25 protein-coding genes, 1 tRNA gene and 1 pseudogene are annotated in these 24,761 nt (G+C 60.4%); 13 read left to right on the top strand and 14 right to left on the bottom strand.

The window, feature by feature from the left end:
* Positions 1-61: 61 nt before the first annotated feature.
* The 3 genes from X726_RS151575 to X726_RS151585 all read left to right on the top strand — a co-directional run bounded on the left by X726_RS151575 (position 62) and on the right by X726_RS151585 (position 2,854).
* A complete protein-coding gene (locus X726_RS151575) occupies positions 62-1,012 on the top strand; it encodes an acetyl-CoA carboxylase carboxyltransferase subunit alpha (protein WP_023670665.1) in 951 nt (316 codons plus the stop codon).
* 237 nt (positions 1,013-1,249) lie between these two features.
* Complete coding sequence (locus tag X726_RS151580) at positions 1,250-2,545, top strand: murein L,D-transpeptidase family protein (protein ID WP_023670664.1); 1,296 nt, start codon at positions 1,250-1,252, stop codon at positions 2,543-2,545.
* Between the two features lie 60 nt (positions 2,546-2,605).
* Positions 2,606-2,854: a sulfurtransferase TusA family protein gene (locus tag X726_RS151585; RefSeq protein WP_027050749.1), complete on the top strand. Its 249-nt coding sequence runs from the start codon at positions 2,606-2,608 to the stop codon at positions 2,852-2,854.
* 12 nt (positions 2,855-2,866) lie between these two features.
* Here X726_RS151585 and X726_RS151590 read toward each other — a convergent pair whose 3' ends face one another.
* Positions 2,867-3,970 (bottom strand): GTP-binding protein, encoded by a 1,104-nt coding sequence (locus X726_RS151590; protein WP_023670662.1) that lies wholly within the window; start codon positions 3,968-3,970, stop codon positions 2,867-2,869.
* Between the two features lie 3 nt (positions 3,971-3,973).
* Complete coding sequence (locus X726_RS151595; protein ID WP_023670661.1) at positions 3,974-5,152, bottom strand: D-alanyl-D-alanine carboxypeptidase family protein; 1,179 nt, start codon at positions 5,150-5,152, stop codon at positions 3,974-3,976.
* Positions 5,153-5,385: 233 nt separating this feature from the next.
* Between X726_RS151595 and X726_RS151600 the strand changes: the two genes are divergently transcribed.
* Together X726_RS151600 and X726_RS151605 are read left to right on the top strand one after the other, a co-directional pair.
* Entirely contained in the window at positions 5,386-6,549 is a 1,164-nt protein-coding gene (locus tag X726_RS151600; protein WP_023670660.1) for a M20 aminoacylase family protein, read from the top strand.
* Between the two features lie 106 nt (positions 6,550-6,655).
* Positions 6,656-6,732 (top strand) — tRNA-Arg (locus X726_RS151605).
* Between the two features lie 278 nt (positions 6,733-7,010).
* Here X726_RS151605 and X726_RS1000000169125 read toward each other — a convergent pair.
* From X726_RS1000000169125 to X726_RS151620, 6 genes are all read right to left on the bottom strand, one after another.
* Positions 7,011-7,649: a TadE/TadG family type IV pilus assembly protein gene (locus X726_RS1000000169125; RefSeq protein WP_023670659.1), complete on the bottom strand. Its 639-nt coding sequence runs from the start codon at positions 7,647-7,649 to the stop codon at positions 7,011-7,013.
* Positions 7,639-8,079, bottom strand: coding sequence for a TadE/TadG family type IV pilus assembly protein (locus X726_RS151610; protein ID WP_031215032.1), 441 nt, complete (start codon positions 8,077-8,079; stop codon positions 7,639-7,641). Before X726_RS151610 ends, X726_RS1000000169125 begins: the two co-directional genes overlap by 11 nt.
* 79 nt (positions 8,080-8,158) lie before the next feature.
* Complete coding sequence (locus tag X726_RS1000000171745) at positions 8,159-8,860, bottom strand: hypothetical protein (protein WP_245272126.1); 702 nt, start codon at positions 8,858-8,860, stop codon at positions 8,159-8,161.
* Positions 8,830-9,219: a pilus assembly protein TadG-related protein gene (locus tag X726_RS1000000171740; RefSeq protein ID WP_245272129.1), complete on the bottom strand. Its 390-nt coding sequence runs from the start codon at positions 9,217-9,219 to the stop codon at positions 8,830-8,832. Before X726_RS1000000171740 ends, X726_RS1000000171745 begins: the two co-directional genes overlap by 31 nt.
* A gap of 1,095 nt (positions 9,220-10,314) precedes the next feature.
* A complete protein-coding gene (locus X726_RS151615) occupies positions 10,315-10,527 on the bottom strand; it encodes a hypothetical protein (protein ID WP_023690461.1) in 213 nt (70 codons plus the stop codon).
* Positions 10,528-10,659: 132 nt separating this feature from the next.
* A complete protein-coding gene (locus X726_RS151620) occupies positions 10,660-10,869 on the bottom strand; it encodes a hypothetical protein (RefSeq protein ID WP_023670655.1) in 210 nt (69 codons plus the stop codon).
* 363 nt (positions 10,870-11,232) lie between these two features.
* Between X726_RS151620 and X726_RS1000000168105 the strand changes: the two genes are divergently transcribed.
* From X726_RS1000000168105 to X726_RS1000000169105, 3 genes are all read left to right on the top strand, one after another.
* On the top strand, positions 11,233-11,868 hold the full coding sequence (locus tag X726_RS1000000168105) for a class I SAM-dependent methyltransferase (protein ID WP_023670654.1): 636 nt from the start codon (positions 11,233-11,235) through the stop codon (positions 11,866-11,868).
* 585 nt (positions 11,869-12,453) lie between these two features.
* Entirely contained in the window at positions 12,454-12,678 is a 225-nt protein-coding gene (locus X726_RS151625; protein WP_023670653.1) for a hypothetical protein, read from the top strand.
* Positions 12,668-12,856: a hypothetical protein gene (locus tag X726_RS1000000169105; protein ID WP_031243249.1), complete on the top strand. Its 189-nt coding sequence runs from the start codon at positions 12,668-12,670 to the stop codon at positions 12,854-12,856. The genes X726_RS151625 and X726_RS1000000169105 overlap by 11 nt, the downstream gene beginning before the upstream one ends.
* Before the next feature lie 109 nt (positions 12,857-12,965).
* Here X726_RS1000000169105 and X726_RS151630 read toward each other — a convergent pair whose 3' ends face one another.
* The 3 genes and pseudogenes from X726_RS151630 to X726_RS0135435 form a co-directional block, all read right to left on the bottom strand.
* On the bottom strand, positions 12,966-13,244 hold the full coding sequence (locus X726_RS151630) for a hypothetical protein (protein WP_023670652.1): 279 nt from the start codon (positions 13,242-13,244) through the stop codon (positions 12,966-12,968).
* Positions 13,245-13,364: 120 nt separating this feature from the next.
* Positions 13,365-13,607, bottom strand: a pseudogene (locus X726_RS151635) (transposase); the annotation flags it as partial.
* Positions 13,608-13,882: 275 nt separating this feature from the next.
* Positions 13,883-14,509, bottom strand: a complete 627-nt coding sequence (locus X726_RS0135435) for a LysR family transcriptional regulator (RefSeq protein ID WP_023670649.1) — start codon at positions 14,507-14,509, stop codon at positions 13,883-13,885.
* A gap of 112 nt (positions 14,510-14,621) precedes the next feature.
* On the opposite strand from X726_RS0135435, the gene X726_RS151645 reads away from it, so the two are divergent.
* The 3 genes from X726_RS151645 (at position 14,622) to X726_RS151650 (ending at position 16,582) form a co-directional block, all read left to right on the top strand.
* Entirely contained in the window at positions 14,622-15,161 is a 540-nt protein-coding gene (locus tag X726_RS151645) for a VOC family protein (protein ID WP_050588547.1), read from the top strand.
* A 478-nt stretch (positions 15,162-15,639) separates the two neighbouring features.
* Entirely contained in the window at positions 15,640-16,086 is a 447-nt protein-coding gene (locus X726_RS1000000171735) for a hypothetical protein (protein ID WP_245272130.1), read from the top strand.
* Between the two features lie 193 nt (positions 16,087-16,279).
* Positions 16,280-16,582: a DUF1330 domain-containing protein gene (locus X726_RS151650; protein WP_023670645.1), complete on the top strand. Its 303-nt coding sequence runs from the start codon at positions 16,280-16,282 to the stop codon at positions 16,580-16,582.
* 1,565 nt (positions 16,583-18,147) lie between these two features.
* On the opposite strand, the gene X726_RS1000000171730 is transcribed toward X726_RS151650, so the two are convergent.
* Together X726_RS1000000171730 and X726_RS1000000171725 are read right to left on the bottom strand one after the other, a co-directional pair.
* Complete coding sequence (locus tag X726_RS1000000171730) at positions 18,148-18,408, bottom strand: hypothetical protein (RefSeq protein ID WP_023670643.1); 261 nt, start codon at positions 18,406-18,408, stop codon at positions 18,148-18,150.
* A 1,796-nt stretch (positions 18,409-20,204) separates the two neighbouring features.
* The gene (locus X726_RS1000000171725; protein ID WP_023693726.1) at positions 20,205-20,411 is read right to left on the bottom strand and encodes an ATP-dependent DNA ligase; all 207 of its coding nucleotides are present in this window, start codon (positions 20,409-20,411) and stop codon (positions 20,205-20,207) included.
* Positions 20,412-22,003: 1,592 nt separating this feature from the next.
* Here X726_RS1000000171725 and X726_RS151655 point away from each other — a divergent pair.
* Positions 22,004-23,041 carry a UDP-glucuronic acid decarboxylase family protein gene (locus tag X726_RS151655; RefSeq protein WP_023670638.1) on the top strand — a complete coding sequence of 346 codons (1,038 nt, stop codon included), beginning with the start codon at positions 22,004-22,006 and terminating at the stop codon, positions 23,039-23,041.
* Complete coding sequence (gene galE, locus X726_RS151660; RefSeq protein WP_023670637.1) at positions 23,041-24,120, top strand: UDP-glucose 4-epimerase GalE; 1,080 nt, start codon at positions 23,041-23,043, stop codon at positions 24,118-24,120. Before X726_RS151655 ends, galE begins: the two co-directional genes overlap by 1 nt.
* Before the next feature lie 64 nt (positions 24,121-24,184).
* Here the strand turns inward: galE and X726_RS151665 are convergent, their stop codons facing one another.
* A complete protein-coding gene (locus X726_RS151665) occupies positions 24,185-24,754 on the bottom strand; it encodes a DUF995 domain-containing protein (RefSeq protein WP_245271349.1) in 570 nt (189 codons plus the stop codon).
* Between the last annotated feature and the right edge of the window lie 7 nt (positions 24,755-24,761).

Raw genomic sequence — 24,761 nt, 5'->3', positions numbered from 1 at the left:
TGCCCGCGCGGAGCCTACATCTGCGCGATGTTTGCCTTCCGACGCATCGGTCCGCTCAAGAATGTACAATTACCTCGATTTCGAAAAGCCGGTGCAGGACCTTGAACTCAAGATCCTCGAGCTGAAGAAGCTTGCCGAGAATGGCGAGGCGGTCGACGTCGGCGACGAAATCAGCCGGCTCGAGAAGCGCGTGCGCGACGCGCTGCGCGACATCTACAAGGCGCTGACGCCGTGGCAGAAGGTGCAGGTCGCGCGCCACACCGACAGGCCGCATTGCCTCGACTACATCAAGGGTCTGTTCAGCGATTTCACGCCGCTCGCCGGCGACCGCAATTTCGGCGAGGACCAGGCGATCATCGGCGGCTTCGCCCGCTTCCGCGGCGAACCGGTGGCCGTCATCGGCCAGGAAAAGGGCTCCGACACGGCGAGCCGGCTCAAGCACAATTTCGGCTCGGTGCGCCCTGAAGGCTACCGCAAGGCCGTGCGGCTGATGGAACTTGCCGACCGTTTCCAGATCCCACTTCTGACGCTGGTCGACACCGCCGGCGCTTACCCCGGCGTTGGCGCCGAGGAACGCGGCCAGGCTGAAGCCATCGCCCGCTCAACCTCGGCCTGCCTCGGCCTCAAAGTGCCATCGATTTCGGTTGTAATCGGCGAAGGCGGTTCGGGCGGCGCCATTGCGATCGCCACCGCCAACCGCGTCTACATGCTGGAACACGCCATCTATTCGGTGATCTCGCCGGAAGGCGCTGCCTCGATCCTGTGGCGCGACACCACGCGCTCGAAGGATGCGGCGACCAACATGAAGATCACCGCCCAGGACCTTCTGGAAATGAAGATCATCGACGCCATCATTGCCGAGCCGCTCGGCGGCGCCCAGCGCGCGCCCGAAACGGTGATCGCCGCCACCGGCGACCTCATTGCCAAGACGATGAAGGAATTTGCCGGCGCCAATACCGATTTTCGCGAGCAGCGCCGCGAAAAATACCTGGCGATGGGCCGCAGCCTCTGATTTCGGCGGGCAACGCACCGCAATGTGGCGTCAAGGAGCAATTTCGCCATAAAAATGCCGCCGCATTCGGCTCAATAAAAAATCCGTGACACCGGGCGAATTGCCGTGGGGGACGCCGTCCGACGCTTGCGGTAAGGAATTTTCAAGGTTAACGGGCTTAGGGTGTCCGTCAGTGTTCAGCATACAGGACCGGGCGCTATCCGGCCCGTGACGCGAGAAAAAGACATAGCCGTATCCATGTTTACCAAGCTTGCCCGCACCGCACTTCTGATCGCCGCGCTTGGCGTTGCCGGCTGCAACGATTCCTCTATGAAGAATTTTGCGCCGGAAGCCAGCAAGCCGCTGCCGGACAAGATCCTGGCCGACATGAAGGCCAAGGGCATGATCCGCACCTCGTCGGTGATGGCTCGCATCTTCAAGGAAGAAGGCAAGCTCGAAATCTGGAAGGCCAAGACCACCGGCCGCTACGAGATGGTCGCCAGCTACGACATCTGCAAATGGTCGGGCAAGCTCGGCCCGAAATACACGGAGGGCGACCGCCAGGCGCCGGAAGGTTTCTATACGGTCCGCCCGTCGCAGATGAATCCGCGCTCGAACTATCACCTGTCCTTCAACATCGGCTATCCCAACGCCTATGACCGTGCCAATGGCCGCACCGGCGCCAATCTGATGGTGCATGGCGCCTGCTCGTCGTCGGGCTGTTATTCGATGACCGACCCGCAGATCGAGCAGATCTACGCTTTTGGTCGCGATGCCTTCCAGGGCGGCCAGACCGAGTTCCAGATCCAGGCCTTTCCATTCCGCATGACCGCCGCCAACATGGCGCGCTACCGCAACGACCCGAACTATGAGTTCTGGAAGATGCTGAAGGTCGGTTACGACAATTTCGAGATCACCAAGGTGCCGCCGAAAGTCGATGTCTGCGACAAGCGCTATGTCTTCAACCAGGTGGCGCCCGAGGGCACGACATTCGATCCGACCGGCGCCTGCCCGGCGACCACGCAGCCGGATTCGCTGAAGAGCGCACTCAACGCCTATCAAAGCAGCTATGACGCGGCCTTCACCGGCGCGGTCAAAGCCAGCGTGCCGGCGCCCAAGCCGACCATTGCCGGCATCAAGGAAGCCGCCATCGTTTCCGAATGGTCGAAGCGCCGCGCCCGGGGCGAGCGCGTGCCGATCGAACCGCCGTCGCTGAATTCCGACGGCACGCTGACCGAGACGGCGCGCATGGGCCGCATCGATTCGCCCGCCGGCCGCAAGATGGCGGCGCTGGACGCAGAGAAGGAAGCCAAGCGCAAGGCCGAGGAACAGCGGGTTGCTGCCATCGAGGCTGCGAAAGCCGCCAAGGCCCAGGCACTGGCTGAAAAGCAAGCCGCAAAGGCCCAAGCGCTGGCCGAAAAGGAAGCAGCCAAGCAGGCCCCCCAGCAGCCGGTCGCCACTGCGAGCGTCGAGGCGGCGCCTGCAGAACCGCCGGCGGACGAAAGCCGGATGTCGAAGATCAAGAACAAGCTGCTAGGCATGTTCGGCGGCTGAGGTTTTTCGCCTTGTCGATGCATGTCGCCCAAAAGTGCGCAGCGGTTTTGGGACAAAGACATGCATGAAGACAAACAAACAAATCACACCGCGATCTATGACCTCAAGGGCCTGAACTGCCCCCTGCCCGTTCTCAAGGCGAAAAAACGCCTGGCGGCAATGCAGCCGGGCAGCCGGCTTTGGCTGGAGACCACCGACCCGCTGGCGGTCATCGACATCCCCGCCTTTTGCGCCGACGCTGGCCACCAGCTTGTTGAAACATCAGCCGTCAGCGGCGGCCACCGCTTCCTGGTCGAACGCGGCGCATAGCGAGCCTGAGAATCAGCCCCCGGCTATCGCCAGCGGATTGCTCTCCAGCGCCGCGCGATCCGGCGTGTCGATCGACGGCCGGTTGGTGAAGGCGGAAAACAGCCGGCGCACATAATCTTCCGGCATATCGAGCGTGATCAGCACCAGCCTGGTGCCGCGTTGGCCGTCCGGCCAGGCCAGCAGCCGCGCCGGCGGATGCAGGATCTTCTGCACCCCGTGGACGACAAGCGGCCGCGACGGGTCCTCCGCAAGCTCGATGACGCCCTTCATCCGCAAAAGCTTGTCGCCATGCGCAGAACGCAGCAGGTCGAGGAACATCTCGATCGCCGAAAACGGCACCGGGCCGTCATGGACCAGCGAGTAGGAGCGCACGCGGGAATCGTGGCGGTGGTGGTGCTCATGCTCGCCGTGGTCATGATCATGATGATGGTGGTGCTCATGGGCGGCTTCTTCGCCGAGCCAGCGCCGGACATCGGCGGATTTGGTCGCCGGATTGTAGAGGCCGCAATCGAACAGCGCCGTGACGCCGGTTCGGCCGTCGCCGGCGTCCAGCACCACGGCGCCTGGATTGAGCTGATGGAGTCGCGTTCGCAAAGCATCGACGTCGCCGGGATCGCTGGCCAGATCGACCTTGGTCAGCACGATGCGATCGGCGACCGCCACCTGCTTGACCGCCTCGACATGGCCGTCGAGCGTCGCATTGCCGTTGACCGCGTCGACCAGCGTGATGACGCCATCAAGTCGGAAGGCCTGCACAAGGGCGGGATGCGCCATGATCGACTGCAGCACCGGCGCCGGATCGGCGAGCCCGGTGGTTTCGACGACGACGCGGGCGAGGCGGGCGATACGGCCCGTCTGCAGCCGGTCGACGAGGTCAGCCAGCGTGTCGACCAGTTCGCCGCGCACCGTGCAGCATAGACACCCGTCGGACAGCTGGATGATGCCGTCCGAGGCCTGCTCGACCAGAAGGTGGTCGATCGCCACCTCACCGAATTCGTTGATGATGACGGCCGTGTCGACCAGTGCCGGATCTTTGAGCAGCCGGTTGAGCAATGTCGTCTTGCCGGCGCCGAGGAAGCCGGTGACCACCGTGACGGGTATCGGAAAGCCAGCCATCGCCTAGTTCGCGGCTTTGACCAGCTGGTCGCCCTGCACCGCGGTTGCCTGGCCCACCACGGCCGGTTCGGCGCCCTTTGGCGCCGGAATGTCTGGCCGCCAGCTCGGCAGCGGCACATCGGCGTATTCCTGGCCGCCCTGGTCGAGCATCGCCTTCGGCGCCGGCCCGGTGGCGCCGCCGAGGCCGACGGCAACCAGCGTCGGCACGTGGTCGAGCTTTTCCTGATAGGGCGATTTCGGCACGTCGGCACCCTTCGCGGCCACCGGCGGAGCCGCCTCGGACTGCTCGTGCGGCGCCTTCTTCCTGCAGATCTCATCATGCATGTCGTTGGGTGACATTGTATCGCCATAGGAAGGCATGGCCGCGACCGTGAGCCAGTTCGGGTCGGGCGTGGCAAAGCCCTGGTCGAGCAGCCTGGCGGCGGTCTCGGCACGGCTGATCGCCGATTTTTCGCCGAGCACGACCGCGACCAGCGTGCGGCCATTGCGTGTCGCCGAGCCGATCATGTTGAAGCCCGAGGGACAGACGAACCCGGTTTTCATGCCGTCGGCGCCGGGATAGCGCCCGATCAAGAGATTGTAGTTGGAGATCGCCTTCTTGCCGACGGCAAGGCCTTCGATCGAGAACCAGGGGGCGTATTGCGGGAATTCCTTGCGGATCGCCATCACCAGCAGGGCAAGATCGCGCGCCGTCGTATACTGCTCCGGCGAAAACAGTCCGTTCGGATTGACGAAATGTGATCCGGTCATGCCGAGCCGCGCCGCCTCCGCATTCATGCGAACGGCGAATCCGGCCTGAGAGCCGCCTATGTTTTCGCCGATGGCCATGGCGATATCGTTGGCCGATTTGACCAGCATCATCTTCAACGCATTGTCGAGCCGCATCACCGAGCCCGGCTTGAAGCCCATCTTGCTCGGCGGTTCGCCCGCCGAATGCTTGGTCACCTTGATCGGTGAATCGAGCTGGACCTCGCCGGCGGCAATCGCCCGGAAGGTGACATAGGCGGTCATCAGCTTGCTCAGCGAAGCGGGATACCAGCGCTTGAATGCGTCCTGGTGCTGCAGAACCTTGCCGCTGTTGAGGTCGAACAGGATCACCGGATTGGCCAAAGCTGGCCCAGCCAGCATGGGTAGCGCCAAGCCGCCCGTTAGCAGTAATTTGAGGATATGGCTGTGCCGCATCATGGAATCCGAAATCGCCTCTTGCCGTAGTCGCCCCTGGCTCCGTAAGATTTCGCTACGCGATGGCCAGCATGACCTGATCCGGCCCTCAATTTCCGGATCACATTGTCTGGGGTGCTATTTACCCTATGTGACGCCAAGATGGCAAAGTGCCAAGATGGCAACAAGCATGGCAATCACAATTGCAATCAAGCAGGCCAGATCGTCTGCTCCAACAGCGAGATGGAACCATTATGCCGATTCTCAACCGCGCCGCCGAGATTCAGGATGAAGTTGCCGGCTGGCGACGCCATCTGCACCAGACGCCAGAACTGAATTTCGATGTCTTCAAGACCGCCGCCTTCGTCACCGAGAAGCTGAAGGAATTCGGCTGCGACGACGTGGTGACGGGCCTCGGCAAGACCGGCGTCGTCGGCATCATCCATGGCCGCAAGGGGCAAGGCGCGACCATCGGCTTGCGCGCCGACATGGACGCGCTGCCGATCAACGAGATCACCGGCAAGCCCTATGCCTCGACCATTCCCGGCAAAATGCATGCCTGCGGCCATGACGGCCATACGGCGATGCTTTTGGGCGCCGCCAAATATCTGACCGAAACGCGCAATTTCGCCGGCTCGGTCGCGGTCATCTTCCAGCCGGCGGAAGAGGGCGGCGGCGGCGGCAACGAGATGGTCAAGGACGGCATGATGGAGCGTTTCGACATTTCGCGCGTCTTTGGCATGCACAACATGCCGGGCCTGCCGGTGGGCCAGTTCGCCATCCGGCCGGGTCCCATCATGGCGGCGACCGCCGAGTTCACCATCACGGTCAAGGGCCGCGGCGGCCATGCGGCGATGCCGCACGGCACGATCGACCCGATCGTCATCACCAGCCAGCTGGTCGGCGCCCTTCAGACGGTCGCTTCGCGCAGCACCGATCCGGTCGAGGCGGTGGTGGTTTCGGTGACGAAGTTCCACGCCGGCGACGCCTACAACGTCATTCCCGAGACCGCCGAGATTGCCGGCACGGTGCGCACACTGAAGAAAGAGATCGCCAAGAAGTCGGAAGAGCGCATCCGCACCATCTGCGAAGGAATAGCCACCGCCTTCGGCGCGACGATCACTGTCGACTATGACGCCAACTATCCCGTGACCTTCAATCATCCGGAAGAAACGGTCTTTGCCGGCGATGTCGCGGCAAATGTCGCCGGCGACACCCAGGTCCACCGCGCCATCCAGCCGGTGATGGGCGGCGAAGACTTCTCCTACATGCTGGAAGCCCGACCTGGCGCCTTCATCTTCATCGGCAATGGCGAGACCGCCGGCCTCCATCATCCGGCCTACGACTTCAACGACGAAGTCATACCGCACGGCATGAGCTACTGGGTGAAACTGGCCGAAACGGCGCTGGCAGCCTGACCTGCCCCGACGAAAGGCCGGCCGATTAGCCTTCGGCCGGCCTCTTCATTGCCTTCGGCGAGCCTCTTGGCGAAACGATCGGAAGCGGCTATGTGTCGGGCCGCGTGGTCCCGTAGCTCAGTAGGATAGAGCGGCAGATTCCTAATCTGTAGGTCACAGGTTCGATTCCTGTCGGGATCACCAGCAAGATCAAAGGCTTGGTGACTGAGATAGCCTGTCCGCATGTTGCAGCACTGATGGACTGGTCTTCGGTGATTTTCACGGACGCGACCAAGCAAGCAGCCTGACTTTAGTTCCATAGAAAAAGTCCATCCCTGAGGTCTCAGGAGCGAGCTTTAAGCATCTACAGCCGCGAAGAGAATCGACCTCTTGCAAGTACAATTCCAGATCGAGCGATGGTTCCCAGTCGATCCGTTACGGTCTGAGTTCGGCGCCGCCAACTCAACGAAGCCGGCCGTATCCTAGCTGGCAACCAGGGGCACCGTGACGGTCGTGGCGTAATTTATCGGATACTGGTCGAAATACGGGAAAGCGATGACGAAGGCATAGCTGGCGGTCAGATGCGCCATCTTGAAGCCGCCGCTGGCAGGGTCGATCGCGATCGTCACAATGACGTTCTGCAGACCCAGGTTCACCAATTTCTGCGTGGCGATGGCCTGGATGTCGCTCTGCGAAAGCGTGTTGTTCAGCTGCAGNGCAACCAGGGGCACCGTGACGGTCGTGGCGTAATTTATCGGATACTGGTCGAAATACGGGAAAGCGATGACGAAGGCATAGCTGGCGGTCAGATGCGCCATCTTGAAACCGCCGCTGGCAGGGTCGGTCGCGATCGTCACAATGACGTTCTTCAGACCCAGGTTCACCAATTTCTGCGTGGCGATGGCCTGGATGTCGCTCTGCGAAAGCGTGTTGTTCAGCTGCAGCGCCCGGGAAGAGGTTTCCAGTGTATAGCGGACGGTCGACACGGCATTCATGGCCCAGCCGAAGGCGAAGATTCCGAACAAAAGCATCACCAGGAAAGGCGCGATCAAGGCGAATTCCAGCCCGGCTGCGCCGGAGCAGTCACGGCGCCACCTGGATCCGATCCTTTCAGCGGACACGGATCACCTGCTGATGACTGATCGCGCGCGGGTCCGGGAAGACACCGAAGTTAAACGGGGGCACCCAGGTGCCCGTCGCCGTTATCTGGACGAAGACGGTCGGCAGCTTCGTTCCGCCGCAAATGGTGGTCGCATCCACGACCGTGGCGCCGCACAAATAGGAGCGGACCAGCACGACCGCGGCGTCCTCGGGCTTGTCGTTCCAGCTCGAAAGCGCGACCGCCTGCGTCCCGGTGTCATTGGACGCGCCGGCCATCACGAGATTGGCCGCGGTTTTGACGCCCGCGCGCATCTGCAGGTAACTCGTCACGTAGGACCAGCCGTCGGCGATGCCGAGGCAAACGAGGCACAGGACCGGCAGCAACATGGAAAACTCCACGGCAGCTATCCCGGATTTGTCCCGGACAATGCGCAAGGTCCGCCCACCCATCCCGCTACTCGACAAGCTGAACGGACNAGCTATCCCGGATTTGTCCCGGACAATGCGCAAGGTCCGCCCACCCATCCCGCTACTCGACAAGCTGAACGGACTGCGTCGCCGGAATGTCTTCCATCCCTAGACTGGTGCAGTCCTGCTTGATGGTGGTACTGCCGGACCATTGGATGGTGTCGGCGACGACCTGAGTGCAGCCACCGTTCCCCGAGAAGTTGCCAAGGTAGTTGACCTGCTGCCTGGGAAAATAGATGGCGCCTGTCAAAAGCGAGTCCGCGGTGCCATTGAAGGTGCTCTGCGCCGCAGTCCCGGTCCTGTCGCCGTAGAACAGCACGCCGGAATAGGCTCCGGAGGTAGGCGCGCTCAGCGTCACCTTGGCGTTGCCGTTCATGCTGACGGTGTTGCTGCCTGCCATGAAGATGGTTACGCCGCTGCCCGCGACGACCGCGTTGGCGTTGACCTTCATACCGCCCTGCACGACGTAGACGCCGGGCTGCAGGGTGACGTTGCCGCTGAGGCTCATGCCGCTACAGTAGGTGCCAGGCTGGAGTGTTTGCGACGTCTTGTTGCCGTTGACATTCTTGCAAGGGTTGCCGGCTGTCGGCGTCGCCAAGCCGGAGAAAGGATCGGCTGCCGGCAAGGCTCGGGTGATGTTGGACTTGCAGACTGTGGTCGCTGGATTGTTCAGCACCATGCCGCCGACCGTGATCAGGCAGTCGGCCTTGAGCACCGCCGAGCCCTGCGTCTTTATGGCGTCCGAGGCAATCGAGTCCGACATGACCGAACNTTGGAGGCGTCATTGATCAGCGCCACCGCCCTTGCCTGTTCGGCAACGGGCGCCTGGTTGAAAATCGCCGTGAAGTAGCGGTCGAGGTTCTGCTTGACGATGACCTCCACTGCCTTCTTCGCGGTGTTCGGGCCGGACAATGGCGGCGTGTTGACCTGGATCGTGCCCGGCGTGGCAAAATTGTTCGAGGTCGCGGACTGCGTGGCGGCGGCGATGATGGTCGGGTTATCGGAACCCGCGACTTTCTCGAGCGCGCCGGCATAGGCCGCGGCATCGGCAACGGCCTGCAGCTTAAGGCTGCTGTAATACCAGAAGGATGTCTCCACACCGAGGCCGGCGCCGCCAACCACGACCGGCAAGGTGAAGGCAACGATGACGGCAACGTTACCGTTCGNGCGCGCCTTAGGCGGCTCAAAGCAAACCAAATCCGGGTGAACGCGTTGGATGCCATATGTATTAGAAACCATGAATTAGATAAACGAATGTGTAAAAAACCCATTCCGATTCGATGAAGTCCGACCTGCCAGACGAAATAGGTGCGCTGCAATTCCTCCTCGCCTCGCATGTACCGAGATCAGGCCGCTCAATCTGCGGTCGATCTCTACGGGTTGGAAGCGGCGACCGCCGTGGCGCAGTGCGCTTTGGAGGCTCATTTCGACGGTCGACCAGATGACTATCGCTTTTGGTGCGATGTCTTTCACCAACTGAGAAGAGCAACTGACGGAACTTTTGCCGCGAAATCGTGTTCGTTCGAGCATGACCAGAATAGCCGACCTTGGACCGCCTAAGCCCGGCAGGCCACACCAACCCCAGGACGGGCACGATCGATTTCACCCATGCCCGATCTGCGGCCAGCAGGTCGACAAGCGCGACTTCCGCCAGGTCATGTGGCACGAGCAACCAGATCATGAGCCGCTGGAGCTCGATCAGTGAGGCAGGAACAACTGGGCCGCCAGCCAGAAGCCGACGGCCATCAAAGACAAAACAACGAGTGCGACGAGGAACAGCCTCATCGCCGGTTCCTACCACGCGTCAGAACAAAACCCGCCGACCGAAGCCAGCGGGCTTTTGTTGCAGGGCCGTGGTTTGCTTAGGATGTGGATCGCGGTTCAACACTGGGTGCCAATTGCGCCGTCACTGCGCTGAGACGCCCACGTTTGGTCAGTACTGGCTTGCTNTCGCGGTTCAACACTGGGTGCCAATTGCGCCGTCACTGCGCTGAGACGCCCACGTTTGGTCAGTACTGGCTTGCTGTATTCTTTCTTCATGCAGTCCCTCCAGTGGAAATTTGAGGCAAAGCGCATTTACAGCCAAAGGTTGTCAATCAGCCCGCGCCTTGTCAATTCAAAAGGTGCCCGCCGCCCTTGCGTCCGGCGGACGAGAGACGTCACACCGCAAGCATCTCACCAGCCATGGAATCGTCCAACACCGTCCAGGTACTGAGGTTACCTAGCCGCAGGAGGGTCCTGAAGCCGCACAACCTTGTCGAGATGTAGCCGTATCCGCTGGCCTTCAGCGAAGGACAGCGCAAACGATTCCAGGCCGAATGAGCGTGTAATTTCCTGGTCGGTCTCTATGATGCGGACGACCCATTCGCCACTGGCTCCGACCACTTCCACGCGAGGCGTGGCCTTGCGAATTGACACCACGTTGCTCATCACATCCTCCCTACGAAACGCAGTGGCAAGTCGATTTAAGACCGTCGTAGTCGGTAGATCAATAACAAATGCTTGCTCGGATCGGACGAACCATCCTGGATGGGCATACAACGGGGGCTAATGCCACTTCAGTCAGGCGAACCCTCCGGGGAACCTCCCTTGAGATAGCGTCTGCTTCAGGTCGTTGGCATTCAGGATGGCCGCCAGCTCTTCGGCATACTCCATGTCGGGAAGGTCGACAGATGGGTGGCCCGCTACAATAGCCGGCAGCCCGGTGAACACGTCGAACACCGTCCACGTCCCATCCGGTTCCCGCCTTACGCCGTACCGCAGAGTTGCCATGAGGGGATGCTAATGGAAGCCGCGAATATATGGTACAAAAAATGCGAGCGGGCGATCGGACAACGGGCACGCCTTGCAGAAGTTTTGCCGCTACGACGGGTTCGGTCGGGCACGGCCAGAATAGCCAACCTCGGACCGCCCATCCCCGGCAAGCCACATGACCTGACTGGGAAGAGCATTTCTATGCGCGCCCCATTTGCGCGCAAAAGATAGACCGTCGCGACTTCCGCCAGGTGATGTGGCACGAGCAACCGGACCACCAGCCGCTGGAATGCGACGCCTAAGAGCGCAGCACAACCCAACTGGTCATCGCTATCGAAGCAGCGTTTGCGGGGCGGCCGCTTCTAGGCGCATGGTGGCTAGATGACCCGAATATGGGTGGGATCGGATGGCGCCACGATTTATAGCGAAACCACTGTCCTGGCCGACCGAACCGGCGGCTGGCTGGTCCGGGCCGGAATGAACCGGGGCAATGCCCGGCTCAACGGCTACGCTCTCGATCAAGTGCACCTGGTCCCGGTAGATCGTGCCGTGGAGGTCGGTTTCGGCGGCGCAGTTTTACTGCCGCAACTTATCCGTGAGGCAGCATTCGTTTGCGGTGTTGACCGCTCGCAGGATGTCGTGAACGCTGCCTCCCACCGGTTCGCCGATGCAGTGCGCGTCGGACGAGCCGAGTTCCGAACCGGGCTAGTCGAGGACTTGCCCTTGCCGGATAGCACATTCGACAAGGCTCTCAGCGTCCACACAGTGTACTTCTGGCAAAGCCTTAGAGCTGGATCCGCAGAGCTCCATCGCGTCCTCAAACCAGGCGGTCGCGTCGTGCTTGGCTTCCTCCCGAAGGCACATATGGACCGGATGAACATGCCGGCCGACATTTTTACACCTCGCGAGCCGGATGAGGTCATTGCTGCCTTGCGAGAGGCAGGGTTCAGCGACCCTGAAGTGCGGAGACCGAGCACGGAAACCGCATGGCTCGTTGTGACAGGCACGCGAAGATAAGTTTCGGCGCCTGGAAGCGGAAAAGCCCGCCGCCGAAGCCAACTGGCTTTGTTGCAGGGGTTTGCCTAGGCTCCTCTGGGTTCAACACTGGGTGCCAATTGCGCCGTCACTGCGCTGAGACGCCCACGTTTGGTCAGTACTGGCTTGCTGTATTCTTTCTTCACTGCAGTCCCTCTCTAGCGAATTTCGGCAAAGCGCCTTGGGCCTAAAGGTTCTCACTCATCGGTGCAGGTTGATGGCGTGCACACAGCCGTTACGGCCGAGAGCTTCTCGCGCTTCTTTAGTTCCGGCTTCTGATAAGGCTTCTTCATGCAGGGTTCCCCACGTTTGTCCCTCAATGCGAAAATGCGGTGCGCCGACCACGATTGTCAACCGGAAACACTGAAGTAGCGGCCGAGCGACGCCAGGGGCCGGCACGCGCGGTCAGGGCGGCGTGCGCAGCGTGGATGCTGCAATTGCCTGGCCGGTTGCCATGGCCTGCTAACGAGCGCACACTGCTGCGGTCGCCTCGAAAAATCAAAAACAAACAGGCACGAGGCGCTTGGGAGCGATCATCAGGCTTTCGCCCGACCAGGGAGAAGGCCCATGCCCACACCGGCACAGAGCCGGCTCATGTATTTTATGGGCCAACTCGTTCACAACGAGAGCATCGTTTCCAAGCAGGATATTATCGTCGGCTTACTGGATCACGAAGGCAGTCCGACGGCCGACGCCGACGAATTGCTGGCGAACTTGCATCGATCACTGCAACAGGCCCGACAGAGCTTGCACGAGGCGCAAGAGATCTATGGAGTCAGAAATGCGGAGTAGCGAAAAAACAAAACTCGCATACACAGCCGCAGAGTTCGCCGAAAAACACGGTTTGACCGTGAAGGCAGCCGAAATCATTCTGTCCGTGAACGGCTCCTCACGTGTCGCTTGCGATGCAGCAGCACGCGCATTCAAAGAAGCGGTTGCGCACCGAGAACACAGCAATGACGGCGAATGAGGCCCGCGCCTGCTTCCGAGGCTGCGCGGGCCGACCATGACGAGTGGAGAGGACATCTTGGTCACCGGCAGGAATCGCTGAAGAACGAGCCGGGTGTGACCGAACAGCCTCAGAGCGAGGTTGTTCCCGACTGACGCAAAAAAGCCCGCCAACATGAGCCGGCGGGCCAAGTAATGGGTCGCTGTCCAATGAACGCGTTAGGTGTCTTCAGATGGATTTTGGTCGAGAAGCCGCCGCGCGTCAGGCGCAACAAATCGGGCGCCGATTGAACGCCCTGCGGACGCAGGAACGCCTTCGTCTCGCGGGCGCTCCGCGTAAGCAAATCTTCGCCGCCGAGAAGCTCAATCGTCTCGGCCCAACCGTCGTCTGCAAGCAATTCGTGTGTCATCGCAGTTAGAATCCCACCCGATTCCGCAGGGCAATACCTATCTTATCGCCTAGGCCCTTTTGCCCCTACCGCCGAGACATGACCGAGCACCACGGAGCTGTCGAACATCTGCACCAGGTGCGCCGACGACGAGAGCGCAGCGAGATGATCAAAGAACGTTTCGAACACGCCCGCCTTGCTCAGCCGGTCGAAGCGTTTCCAAACGCTGTTCCATTTGCCGAAACGCTCCGGCAGCGCTCGCCATGTAATGTTGTGGACTGAGAATAGTGCAGAGCCTCCACGAATAGCAGGGTCGTCCCGACCCTTGGCTCCGCGCCGTGGCAGCGATCCGCGGAACACCTCCAGCGCCGCCGACCAATCCATCTCCGTCATCTTCGTAGACATTGCCGACCTCCAGAATCAGTCGGCAATCTATGAATCACACCGGATTCCTCTCAAACCAATACCGGTGTCGTTGCGCCCACTTCTGTGCCGGATAAGCAAAGAATAGGCCGGTAAACGGTGAACGCAGTTCGGGGAGTACCCGCACCAGATCGAGCTGATGGGCGAGATAGCCTGGAAGAAAGCTGATGCCCAATCCTATCGCCACGAGCGCCCTCACCGTTAGCAGATCATCGCAGGTGAGGCCCCCTGTCAGGTCAACACCGATCTTCCGGTCGCCCGCCAGCATCGGCAGCGGTCGCGCCCATGCCTTGCTGAGGGCGATTAGATCGTGATGTTCGAGTTGCTCCAGTGAGACAGGTGTGCCCCGGCGGCCGAGGTAGGCCTTGGAAGTGTCCTGAAGGACCCGTCACGAAAGCGCGTGAGATCAGGCTGGAATCGCGCAACGGGCCGACGCGCACGGCGAGGTCGATGCCGTCGGCGACGAGATCGGCAACGCGGTCGGTGACGAAGAGATCAACGGCGACCGCCGGATAAGCCTTACGGAACGCTGCAATAACAGGCGGTAGAAGCGTCTGCGCGATATCCACTGACGCCGTCAGCCGAAGCTGTCCGTCCATCCCCGCCGACTCTGCGCGAAGCTCAGCTTCGACGGTCTCGATTTCTCGCAGCGCGATGCGACACCGCTCGAAATAGGCTTGGCCCTCGGGCGTAGCGCGCAGCTTTCTGGTCGTGCGCTGGATCAACGAGAGCCCGAGCCGTCGCTCCAGGGCCGCGACCTTGGCGCTCACTGTCGTTGCAGGCATGCCGAGACGGCGCGCCGCGCCGGCAAAGCTCCCTGCCTCGAGGACGTTGATGAAGACACATATCTCGTCGATGCGCATTCCCGGATTATGCAGAAAACGGGATGCTCATTCCAGTCATCTCATATTTTCCGGGCAATGCATTTGCGCGATATTTACGCTTGTCGAAATCGCCAGCAGGGGAGCGGAGGCCATGAACGATCAATCGATCAATCCCAATGACGCCGCCAGCTTCGTCGAAAAATATGCCATCAACCCGCGCGTTCGGGTCGGTCACGTCCATCTCAACGTCGCCGACATCGAGCGATCGCTAGCCTTTTATTGCGGTGCCCTCGGGTTCGGCGTCAACCTGTCGCTAGGCGAGGAGGCTGCCTTTCTCGCGGCGGGCGGATATCACCATCATCTGGCGCTCACTAACTGGAAAGGCCGCGGCGGCGCCGCGCCCCCCATTGGCACGACGGGCCTACACCATGTCGCCTTTCTCTATCCGACACGGGCGGCGATGGCGGCTGCGCTGCGCCGCCTGCGAGCAGCAGGGGTGACGCTCACCGGCGCGAATGACCATGGCGGCTCGGAGGCGATCTATGTGCGCGATCCCGACGGCAACGGGGTAGAACTCTATTGGGATCGCCCGGAAGCGGAATGGCCGCGCAACCCGGACGGCGCGCTGAAACTGGTCAGCAATCCGCTCGACGTGGACAATCTCGCCCGGGAGGGGGCATCAGACTGCTAAGCTGGCCACCGCCATGGCGGGCTGCGTTCGGAGGACTGCTGCGACAGTGCTAGCCATTCACCGAGCCACGGAGCCGGTTGGCTGCGAGCGGAGGGCAACCATTCGACTGGCGGGCTTCGCCACCCCAGGTAATAAAGTGTAGGCTTCGAGAAGACCGTCGGCAACTCAAGCGCTTAAAATGCATCGCAATACCCTGCGGGAAGAGAAGCGAAGCTTCGCATCCGAGCTTAGGACTTGACCGGCGGCTAGCCAGACGGCTCCCGCGCGGCTGAGACGGCCCTGTCCCGTTCCTTTGGATGAACTGCGCCTTGTGGCCGGTGATGTTCTCGATCGCCTTCAAAAGGGGTCGATGGAGCTCACAGAGCTTGGCATGCTCGCTGTGGTACGCACAGCGGCCCGACGATGCTCTTGTGCAGCGCTTCGGCTGCCGCCAGGAAGCGCTCGATTTCAGCCCGGGAAAGCTGTTCGGAAGGTTTGNATGCTCTTGTGCAGCGCTTCGGCTGCCGCCAGGAAGCGCTCGATTTCAGCCCGGGAAAGCTGTTCGGAAGGTTTGGTTCTGGCCATTGGTGCTTGCGCAATTACTAATTTAGTGAAACCTTACGTTCTTCTGGGGAGTAGACGTGAGACCGGTCGGTCCAGCTATGGGGCGGCATTGAACATGATGTTTTTTCCGCGATTACTGATTGGGATGTTTGCCACGTCGACCGTGGTAGCGACCTGGACTTACCTAGCAACCGATTCGTTCTGGAAGTCCCTTGCATGGACCTTGCTGATTTTTATCATCTTTCAGGTTGCATATTTCCTATTTTCATTCGCGCTTTTCGACAAGCTTTGGTTGAAAAGAACCGAAGAAATACCGAACCCTGCCGAGCCTACCTGTCGAGACGGCGGTGTCTCATCTGAAGGGCGCTCGATGACGCTTTGAGGGAGACCGCCAGACACGAGAGCAGCGATCATGCTAATCTTTGCGAACCATGCGAAAGAAGGAAAGCCGTGGCAGCGCCAACAATCATCGAAAAGCGCGCTGGCGCTGGATGTCGCACGGAGATCGTCGACAGGGTGCGGACCGACGACGCCGAAGCCGAGGAGCGCGAGGTAGGTCTAAGGAGGAAACACAGATGGCTGCCTATCTGATAGCGGATGTAGACGTAAAAGACGCTGCCTTGTTCGAGGAATATCGGCGGGACGTTCCCGCTACCGAAGAGCGGTACGGTGGGCGGTACCTGGGCCGCGGTGGCGCCACCAAGGTTTTGGAAGGTGATTGGGATCCACACCGACTGGTCATTGTCGAATTCCCCGACATGGCGTCATTGATGGGCTGGTATAATTCGCCGGAGTACGCCCGGCTGATCGAGATCCGCAAACGTTCCGCTAACACCAGGATCATCGCTTTAGAAGGGATTGCAACGCCTGCGGCGTGACCCATAAGCGCGGCCAGCGGACCCGACGACAGTTGGGCATCCTCAGCGTCATTTCTTCCTCACGGCGAGATGCCGGAGCAGCAAGACCACTTAGTACACTCTATGATCAATTTGCCGCTGCGCCGGCGAGCGAGCAAAAGACGCGGGAACAGGTGTCTCGTGACCGCCGTGTTATCCCGATCATCCGAAGACGTTCGCTCTGGTGCGGGACGACTTCAAGTCCTTTTTCAAGGGTGTTCGGAGGTTGGCCCACGGCTGAAGGGCTGCACAACCAAGGGGCGACGATCAGCTTCTCCACCTTCAGACACATCGTGATAACCTGTCGGCCATGAAATCGGTGGCTTGAGAGAAACGTGGGCGGGCCCCAGGAGACTAATTTCTGCCCATGGGGAAGGCGATGTCCGCGCTAGCCGGAATGTCAGCTACCGAAGATCCGCCGCGTGAAGGCTGCCAGTCCGCTAACGGCCGCCCCAAAGCTGCCGGTCAAGACAAGGTCGCGTTGGAACCGATCCTTCGCATCCCCCGTTATCGAATGGAAGGGACATTACTTGCCATTAGGAGATGAAGAATGAAACGGCTTCTTTTTGCCACTGCCATGATGGCTCTTTCCAGCGGGCTTGCGTTCGCGGGGACGACAGGGACAACAGGGACGACGTCGAGTGGCTCCTCCACTACCACAACGATGCCGACGACAGATAACAACACGGATTCGACCACAACGAAGTCGACCAATTCGAACTCAGCGAAGGACTGTGCGCCGGGCCAGCAGAGTGGCAGTGCTAAGCAGGCCGCTCCTGGTCAACAGGATGACACCAGTGCCAAGTCCGCAGCCCCTGGACAGATGAAAACGACTGCCGAAGGTTGCTAATTGTGGCGGGAGGGGCCGGTTTGCACCGGCCGGAATGGATGCCTCCCGCTGCCGACCGGCGGCAACGGACCGGCCCGCGCCCTTCGATCAGCGCGGGCCGTTTTTCTGAAAGAACCTCCCTTAATCGTCCAAGGAGCCTGCAGCCTTTTCTTGGGCGAGCCGGAATGCATAGTTGGTTGCGGATGTCTTGTTGAATAGCGGCCCTTGGTGAAGGCAGATTTGAACGCGACAAACGCCTCAAGCGGCACGTCCAGGAAATCGTATTGCTTCCCCCCTCGCTCAAAACCAGACCGAGAGAACCCTGGTCCGGGTCAATAGTCGAACTCATCGAGGTCGGCGGCATGGTGCGTTTCAAGAAACCAGCGTGAGCCGCGGCCAGCCGGGTATGGACCGCCCTACAGGCTGAGCTGTATTCGAAGATGTGGCCGGGCGTAGAATGACGTCGCGTTCCGCCGCTTCGCGCGCCGCCCTGATCGGAGTTTTCGCGTTGACGGTGTGGGTGGCCGTCACGGCATCGGCTGCGATATCCTCAACACGGTATTTCGGCACTTTTGTTCCTACGCGTCGGTAGCGACTCCGCTTGTTTAGGGTCGCCCTCAAAGAGGAGAATAAGGTGGCAAGCTCGTCGTCGCCCTGCCGCCGGGGGTGTGACCCGGCGGCTTGGACGTTCGGCTAGGATCGCTCGGCTGTGACCGCCTTACGGCGTTGCCGCGGGAGTCTGCTTGGCAGCCATCTCGTCGATCTTCTCGGCAAGCACGCCGTTGGCCCATTCGGTGACCTCGGCGTCGACCGGCTTGTTGGCCATATCGGCGAGCGCGTCATCCAGCGATGGGACGGCGGCAGCAGCATCGGCCGCCGCTATATTGGCCGTATCGAGCGCTGCCTGCGCTGCATCGATCTGCTCCTGGGTCGGGACTTGGTCGGCCGGAGTATTCGGGTCGTTCAATTTGGCGTTCAACGCGTCGACTTCGGCTTGGGCGGCATCTACCNACTTGGTCGGCCGGAGTATTCGGGTCGTTCAATTTGGCGTTCAACGCGTCGACTTCGGCTTGGGCGGCATCTACCGCGGCTTGGGCGCCCTTGGCGGCCGCCGACCCTGTCACATAAGCCTGAATGCCGGCGAATTTTTTGCTCTTGGAGTTCATATAGGCGTTGATGTTGCGCTGCAGCGAGTTCAGCCGGCCAAGCTTGGCGTGAATGTTCTTGTCCTTAGGCGTCGCGGCGACCTCAATGTCGTCGACGGCGACCTGGTCGTCGCCCGAGGNTGGCGTGAATGTTCTTGTCCTTAGGCGTCGCGGCGACCTCAATGTCGTCGACGGCGACCTGGTCGTCGCCCGAGGTCTTCTTTCCGGCGTGAGCCGATGCCGACTTGCCGTGCGAAGCGCTGTTGCCGGACTTGCCGCCATTGCCGTGACCACCACCATTGCCGTGACCACCGCCATTGCCGTGACCACCACCATTGCCGTGACCACCTCCGTTTCCACCCGCGCCAGCGAAAGCAGGAGCGGTCACTAGCGCAAGCGCGGCAAGCGCTGCCAACAGCGTTTTTCGGGACGTCATGGTACCTCCTCGGCGAATAGCCACCTCGCCGATTCGTTATAGAGCGGCTTATAAGTGTTTCCTAATTCGAATGAATGAACTTTAGATAAATGCTCATTGCAATGGGCGACTAACGACCGCGAGGCTCTTTGTAACAGTGTGAAATGTAACAACTATTCGGAATCGTACAGCGTATCGGCCCTCTTCGCGACTGAAGTCCTATACCGATCGGACCTTGGTCGGGCGATGCACAACCTGCGGAGTGCCTGCGCCATTTCGGAGTATGGCATCACATGACTGAACATTGCTAGACAACTCGCCGGGCGAAGACCCCAACTACCTCGAGCCCGGCGAGCCTACACCTGATCAGAGTACGCGATCAGGACCGGGGATCAGCCGGCGAAAGATGTGGATGCAATATGGGTGCCAAACATATTCGTCCCAAATTGGGACCATGCTGGGGCCGGCAAGCTGTTCCTAGGCCTCACCAGCGGCCTAGGCTTTGGCTTTGGATCGCGCTGGCCGGTTAGCGTAGATCTGCGCCCCGGCGATGCGCCGCGTGAATGCCGCTCGACTCCAACAACAGCCTCATCTTTCGTTTCGACTGTTCCGTGCGCGCCGCCGTCATGGCAGGTCCAGAACCAAGTGCCTGCGGCTGGGCCGTGCATCGTCTTCATGATGCGGCCGACCTTTTCCTGCTGGAACGCTGCGGCGAAATCGAAGGGCGCCGTCTGCCCTCCTATGATGGTCCGCGACCATGCCAGCCAAACGCGAGCACCTCGGCCGAGCACGAACTTGAACGCCTCGTCCTGTTTCTCGAACGTCTGGAGGATCGCGCTTCCGTCGAGGACCTGAAAGCCGCGTTGATAGGCGAAGCGGACGGTAGGGCGATCTGCTGCTGGCATGGCTCCGATATAGCGTTCAATCTTCCTCGCNTGGAGGATCGCGCTTCCGTCGAGGACCTGAAAGCCTCGTTGATAGGCGAAGCGGACGGTAGGGCGATCTGCTGCTGGCATGGCTCCGATATAGCGTTCAATCTTCCTCGCGGAAATCCTGCAGTGAGGCATGACGCAGGCCATCCTCGCCGCGCAGGTGCTTCACGCGTCCAATGAGGCCCGGCTTTACCCATTGCGTCGCCGGCCGCTTCATGATGCCCTTGGGCGCCGCCTGAGTGCTCCTGGACGCGTTTCCATAGCCTCTCGCGCATTTCCCGGTTCAAGGTGACGAATGCGCTTCCGACATAACGCCGGTGCGGCGCTCAGCCATCAGAGCGAAAGCCGGCCTGCCAGCTTCACGCTCGACGCCGAGCAAATCGTATTCTTCAACCATATAGCTCTTGATCTTCAGCCAGGCGGTCGACCGGCCGCTGCGGTATTTGCTGTCGCGGCGCTTCGAGAAAAGCATGCCAACAAGACCGCGCATCTCGTCATGTGCCACGATACGGGTTTCAGCAGGGCCGTCATTTACCCGAGAGGCGACGCGGGTGCTGAGGGTCACCACGTTCGGGGATGTCTTCCCGAAAACATCACAATCGCGCTCGTAATCTTCCGGTCAAGTAAATCCGAGAATGTGTCACTGCGGGCGTGGTGGCGCTCCTGCACGACCTTAAGAATGGTGCAGTCCTTAGTGGTCAATTGGCAACGATCGAAAGTGGGCACGGCACGTTTCCAGCCGGCCTCTGAAACAATCCGGCGTCAAGCAGTTGAGCGGGCGTGGAAACCTACCCTGCGCCGGGCAAGGACACCCGGCACAGGGTTACACTCCCGCGAGCGCCGGCAACAGGACAGGGAGACGGTTGCGGCGCTCATAGCGGCCGATTCCATTCTAAATCGCCAAGACGCCGGGTCTCATATCAACCCGCCCGCCCGATCCGAACGCTACAAACGCCTCGGGCGACCCCTGATGACGAAAGCCGTTCATGGCGGGTTGTTTATCGACGTCCGCTTATCGGCACGGATAGGAACGCCCTATCGGCCGATATGAGGCGCATTCCCGCCAGGCAGCTTTTGGGGCCGCAAGCTGCCGCGATCAATAGGGATCAGCCGCGGTAAGCTCGGCAGAGCACATATCCTGGCATCTCCACGCTCGCTGCCGGCCACAGTCATCCTGAGACAGCCGTTCGACAGAAGGGACGACGACCGTTTTCGCGCGGCTTCGACTGGATCTCTGCTTCCGACATCCGCAAACCATACGCGGATCGCTTCAGAATGGACCGGGTTATTGGGGTATGCTGCATCTGCCAACGAAGGCTACGACTGCGGAGAGCGGTTGTGTGCGTCAATCCCGGGCCGACGGTGAAAGAGGTAGGCGTCCGGGGCTATCGGTCGCGATCACCCCCGCTCGTCGCGCAAGATCTCGTCGGGCAGTTGAGGGCTGAACTGGCGGGGATTTCGGCACGCTTCGGGAACCAACCGCATTGGCTTGTAAGATTTTATTGACAAGGTCGCATCTACGAATATTTTCGATATTTTCAAATGCTACACCTCTCTTAATATAAAGTTTGCTAACGTAAGTATTAGTCTTACATCTGCCTATTTTTTGCAGAGGTGAGAGTGTCTTGATGATCAACTTTCCGGCGATCGCCCCTCGAAAGATCAGAAAAATGGTCTTTATATTACTGTGGTACTTTCAAGTTTATAGCCCAATCCTCAGATTTATGTGGCTGCGCTGCCGCCCCGCGATTAACCACTCCCGAATGAACACGGTTAACGATTCGCTAATTTAGTTGACTATGTTTTGCACAGGTATATTTTCGAAACGTTGGGATGTGCAATTTGGGCGAGCAATGGGCGATGGTGGCATCAGGCGCGTGACCGCGGTTTCGGGGCGTATCGGATGCTGAACGGCAGCTAATAGCCGAGTAGCACCGCCCAGCAACTCAAAAAGCAATCGACAGACATCAGGAGTGGACGATTCCGCGGGAGCGGAAGGTTTGTGACGTTCTCAGGAACGTCGCCCGGCAACGCTATGGCCGGCAGTAGTGTGCGCAGAGCGTAAGGGCGAAGGGGTGGAGTATGGGTAGAACTGTCAATGTTCTGAAACTCGGGGCCGGGAACAGCCGAAGGGGCGCGAATTCCAATCAGGGTCGCGCGCTGGTTGCCGGTGGGGCAGGATTTCTGGGTTCGCATCTGTGCGAGCGTCTTTTGCGGGATGGATACGACGTTCTCGCGCTGGACAATTTCCACACCGGCAAAAGATACAATCTCAATCCCCTCGTGCGCGATCCGCGATTTACGTGCATCGAGCACGACATTGTCGACCCTCTGCCCGTGGATCTCCAGGTCGATGAAATCTACAATCTCGCCTGTCCGGCGTCCCCGCCGCATTACCAGGCGAATCCGATCCATACGTTCAAGACAAGCGTGCTTGGTTCGCTGAACCTGCTCGAACTCGCGCGGCGGAACAATGCGAAGATATTTCAGGCTTCGACGTCCGAAGTCTACGGCGACCCCCTGGTACATCCGCAGCCGGAAGGCTACTTCGGCAACGTCAACCCGCACGGTCCGCGATCCTGCTATGATGAGGGCAAGCGTTCGGCCGAGACGCTGTTCTTCGACTATTCGAGAACGTATAGCCTCGATGTCCGCGTCGCACGGATCTTCAACACCTATGGCCGCCGCATGCAACCAGACGATGGCCGCGTCGTCTCGAACTTCATCGTCCAGGCATTGCACGGTGACGACCTGACCGTCTACGGCAGCGGCCGGCAGACCCGTTCATTCTGCTACGCGGACGACCTCATCGAAGGTTTTATCCAGTTGATGAACGCACCGAGCGCACCGCAGCACCCGGTCAATCTCGGCAACCCTGCCGAATTCACCATTCTGGAACTGGCGACACAGGTGCTCGAATACACCAACTCACGTTCGAAGATCGTGCATCGGCCGCTGCCGGTCGACGATCCCAAGCAGCGTCGGCCGGACATCTCATTTGCCCGGGAAAATCTTGGCTGGGAGCCAAAGATCAGCCTGAGCCAGGGGCTCGCGCATACCACGGCGTATTTTGACGCCCTTCTCTACCCGAACCGGCGCGTCAAAGAAGCTGCGATGTAATGAGCCGCCCGGCAATCCTGGTGACGGGTGGGGCCGGTTACATCGGCAGCCACACCTGCAAGCTGTTGTCAGCTGCCGGCTACCTGCCCGTCGTTTTTGACAATCTGAGCCGTGGCAACGAGAGATCCGTTGCCTGGGGGCCGCTTGTTGTCGGCGATATCCGGGACCGGGAGGCGCTACAGCAGGCGATCAGCACCTACCAGCCGCAAGCGATCATCCACTTTGCTGCGCTGGCCTATGTGGGCGAGTCTGTTCACGAGCCCGCAGAGTACTATTCGACCAATGTGTCGGGTACCATCGCGGTGCTTGACGCGGCACGCTCGAGTTCTATCGAAAACATTATCTTTTCAAGCAGCTGCGCGACATACGGCGTTCCCGAAACACTGCCCATTCGAGAGACCTTGGCGCAAAATCCAATCAGCCCCTATGGGCGAACCAAGCTGATGGGCGAGCAGATCATCAGCGACTATGCCAGCGCCTACGGAATGAAATATGCGATCCTGCGTTATTTCAACGCCTGCGGCGCCGATCCCGACGGCGAGCTCGGTGAGTGGCACTCGCCTGAAACGCACCTGATCCCGCGCGTGCTCATGGCCGCATCAGGCACAATCGACGAGATCGAGGTTTTCGGCACAGACTACGACACGTCGGATGGCACCTGCGTGCGCGATTACATCCATGTCAGCGATCTGGCCCGCGCGCATCTGAGGGCTCTCATGCATCTGGAGGCGGGTGGCGAAAACCTGTCGGTCAATCTCGGCACCGGGCGCGGGGTTTCGATCAAGGAGATTCTCCAGGCGGTCACCCGGATGACGTCCAAATCGGTTCCGGTTGTCTTCCGGCCCGGGCGCCCGGGAGACCCGGCGGAGCTCTATGCGGACCCGATCAAAGCGCGCGAACACCTGGGCTTCGTGCCGGAACTTTCCGACATCGATACCATCGTCAGGACAGCCGCCCCGTTCTTCGGGCTGGAGGCCACCGCGTTCACAATTCCGATGCCGACAGCGAGGCGCCGCCGGTCAACTTCGCCAGGAATACCAAATGCATCGGAGGACATCACCAGCTCGCAAAGCTTGTAGTCGTCCCTGTTTGTCGTTGTCGGGGACGTGGGCTCATTGAGGTGGGTGAGCTTCTCGGCGAGCCTCAACTTTTGGAATCGATCGAGGTACGGATCTTGTCGAACTGCGCGCCCTTTGTATCGCCTTCCTCGAACTTTCGTTGCTCGTCGGAAGGGTCTCCCGGAGAGTGCCGGAAACTGTACCAGACACCGTCCGGATCCTTGCGCTGTTCGAGGGTCCCACTCCGGAAGCGGTGGCTGAAACACGTGCGGATCGGCGCTGCGGCGTAGGTCTTGGACCGCCAGACGAGATCCATGCACATCTTGCCATCGTTGCTCAGATGCCATCTGCCTTCGCCGACAGAAGCCGTGTCTTGCTCGGAGGTCCAGGCCCGGACCGGTCGATCCTTCTGTCCGAAATAGGCCGCTCCGTTATCCCATATCCACGTGCGGTCAGCATAAACAAGCTGAAGTTGGAAAGCCGTGGGAACGGCAACGGCATCTGCAGGGCCGCTGTCTTTGGGACCAGCTGCGTGCGCGGCTCCGCAAAGCGCCATCTGGCACCAAATGGCCAGGACGCGCGCAAACGAGATGGCAAGTCGATGTCGCCTCGCCCGGCTCGCTGACTCAAATGGCAATCCGGTCCTGTTCGTCATGCTGAGC

It is taken from the genome of Mesorhizobium sp. LSJC285A00 (genome assembly GCF_000503155.1).
Lineage (GTDB): Bacteria > Pseudomonadota > Alphaproteobacteria > Rhizobiales > Rhizobiaceae > Mesorhizobium.
The sequence above is the reverse complement of the archived record's forward strand: the minus strand, read 5'-3'. Positions and strand labels throughout refer to the sequence as shown.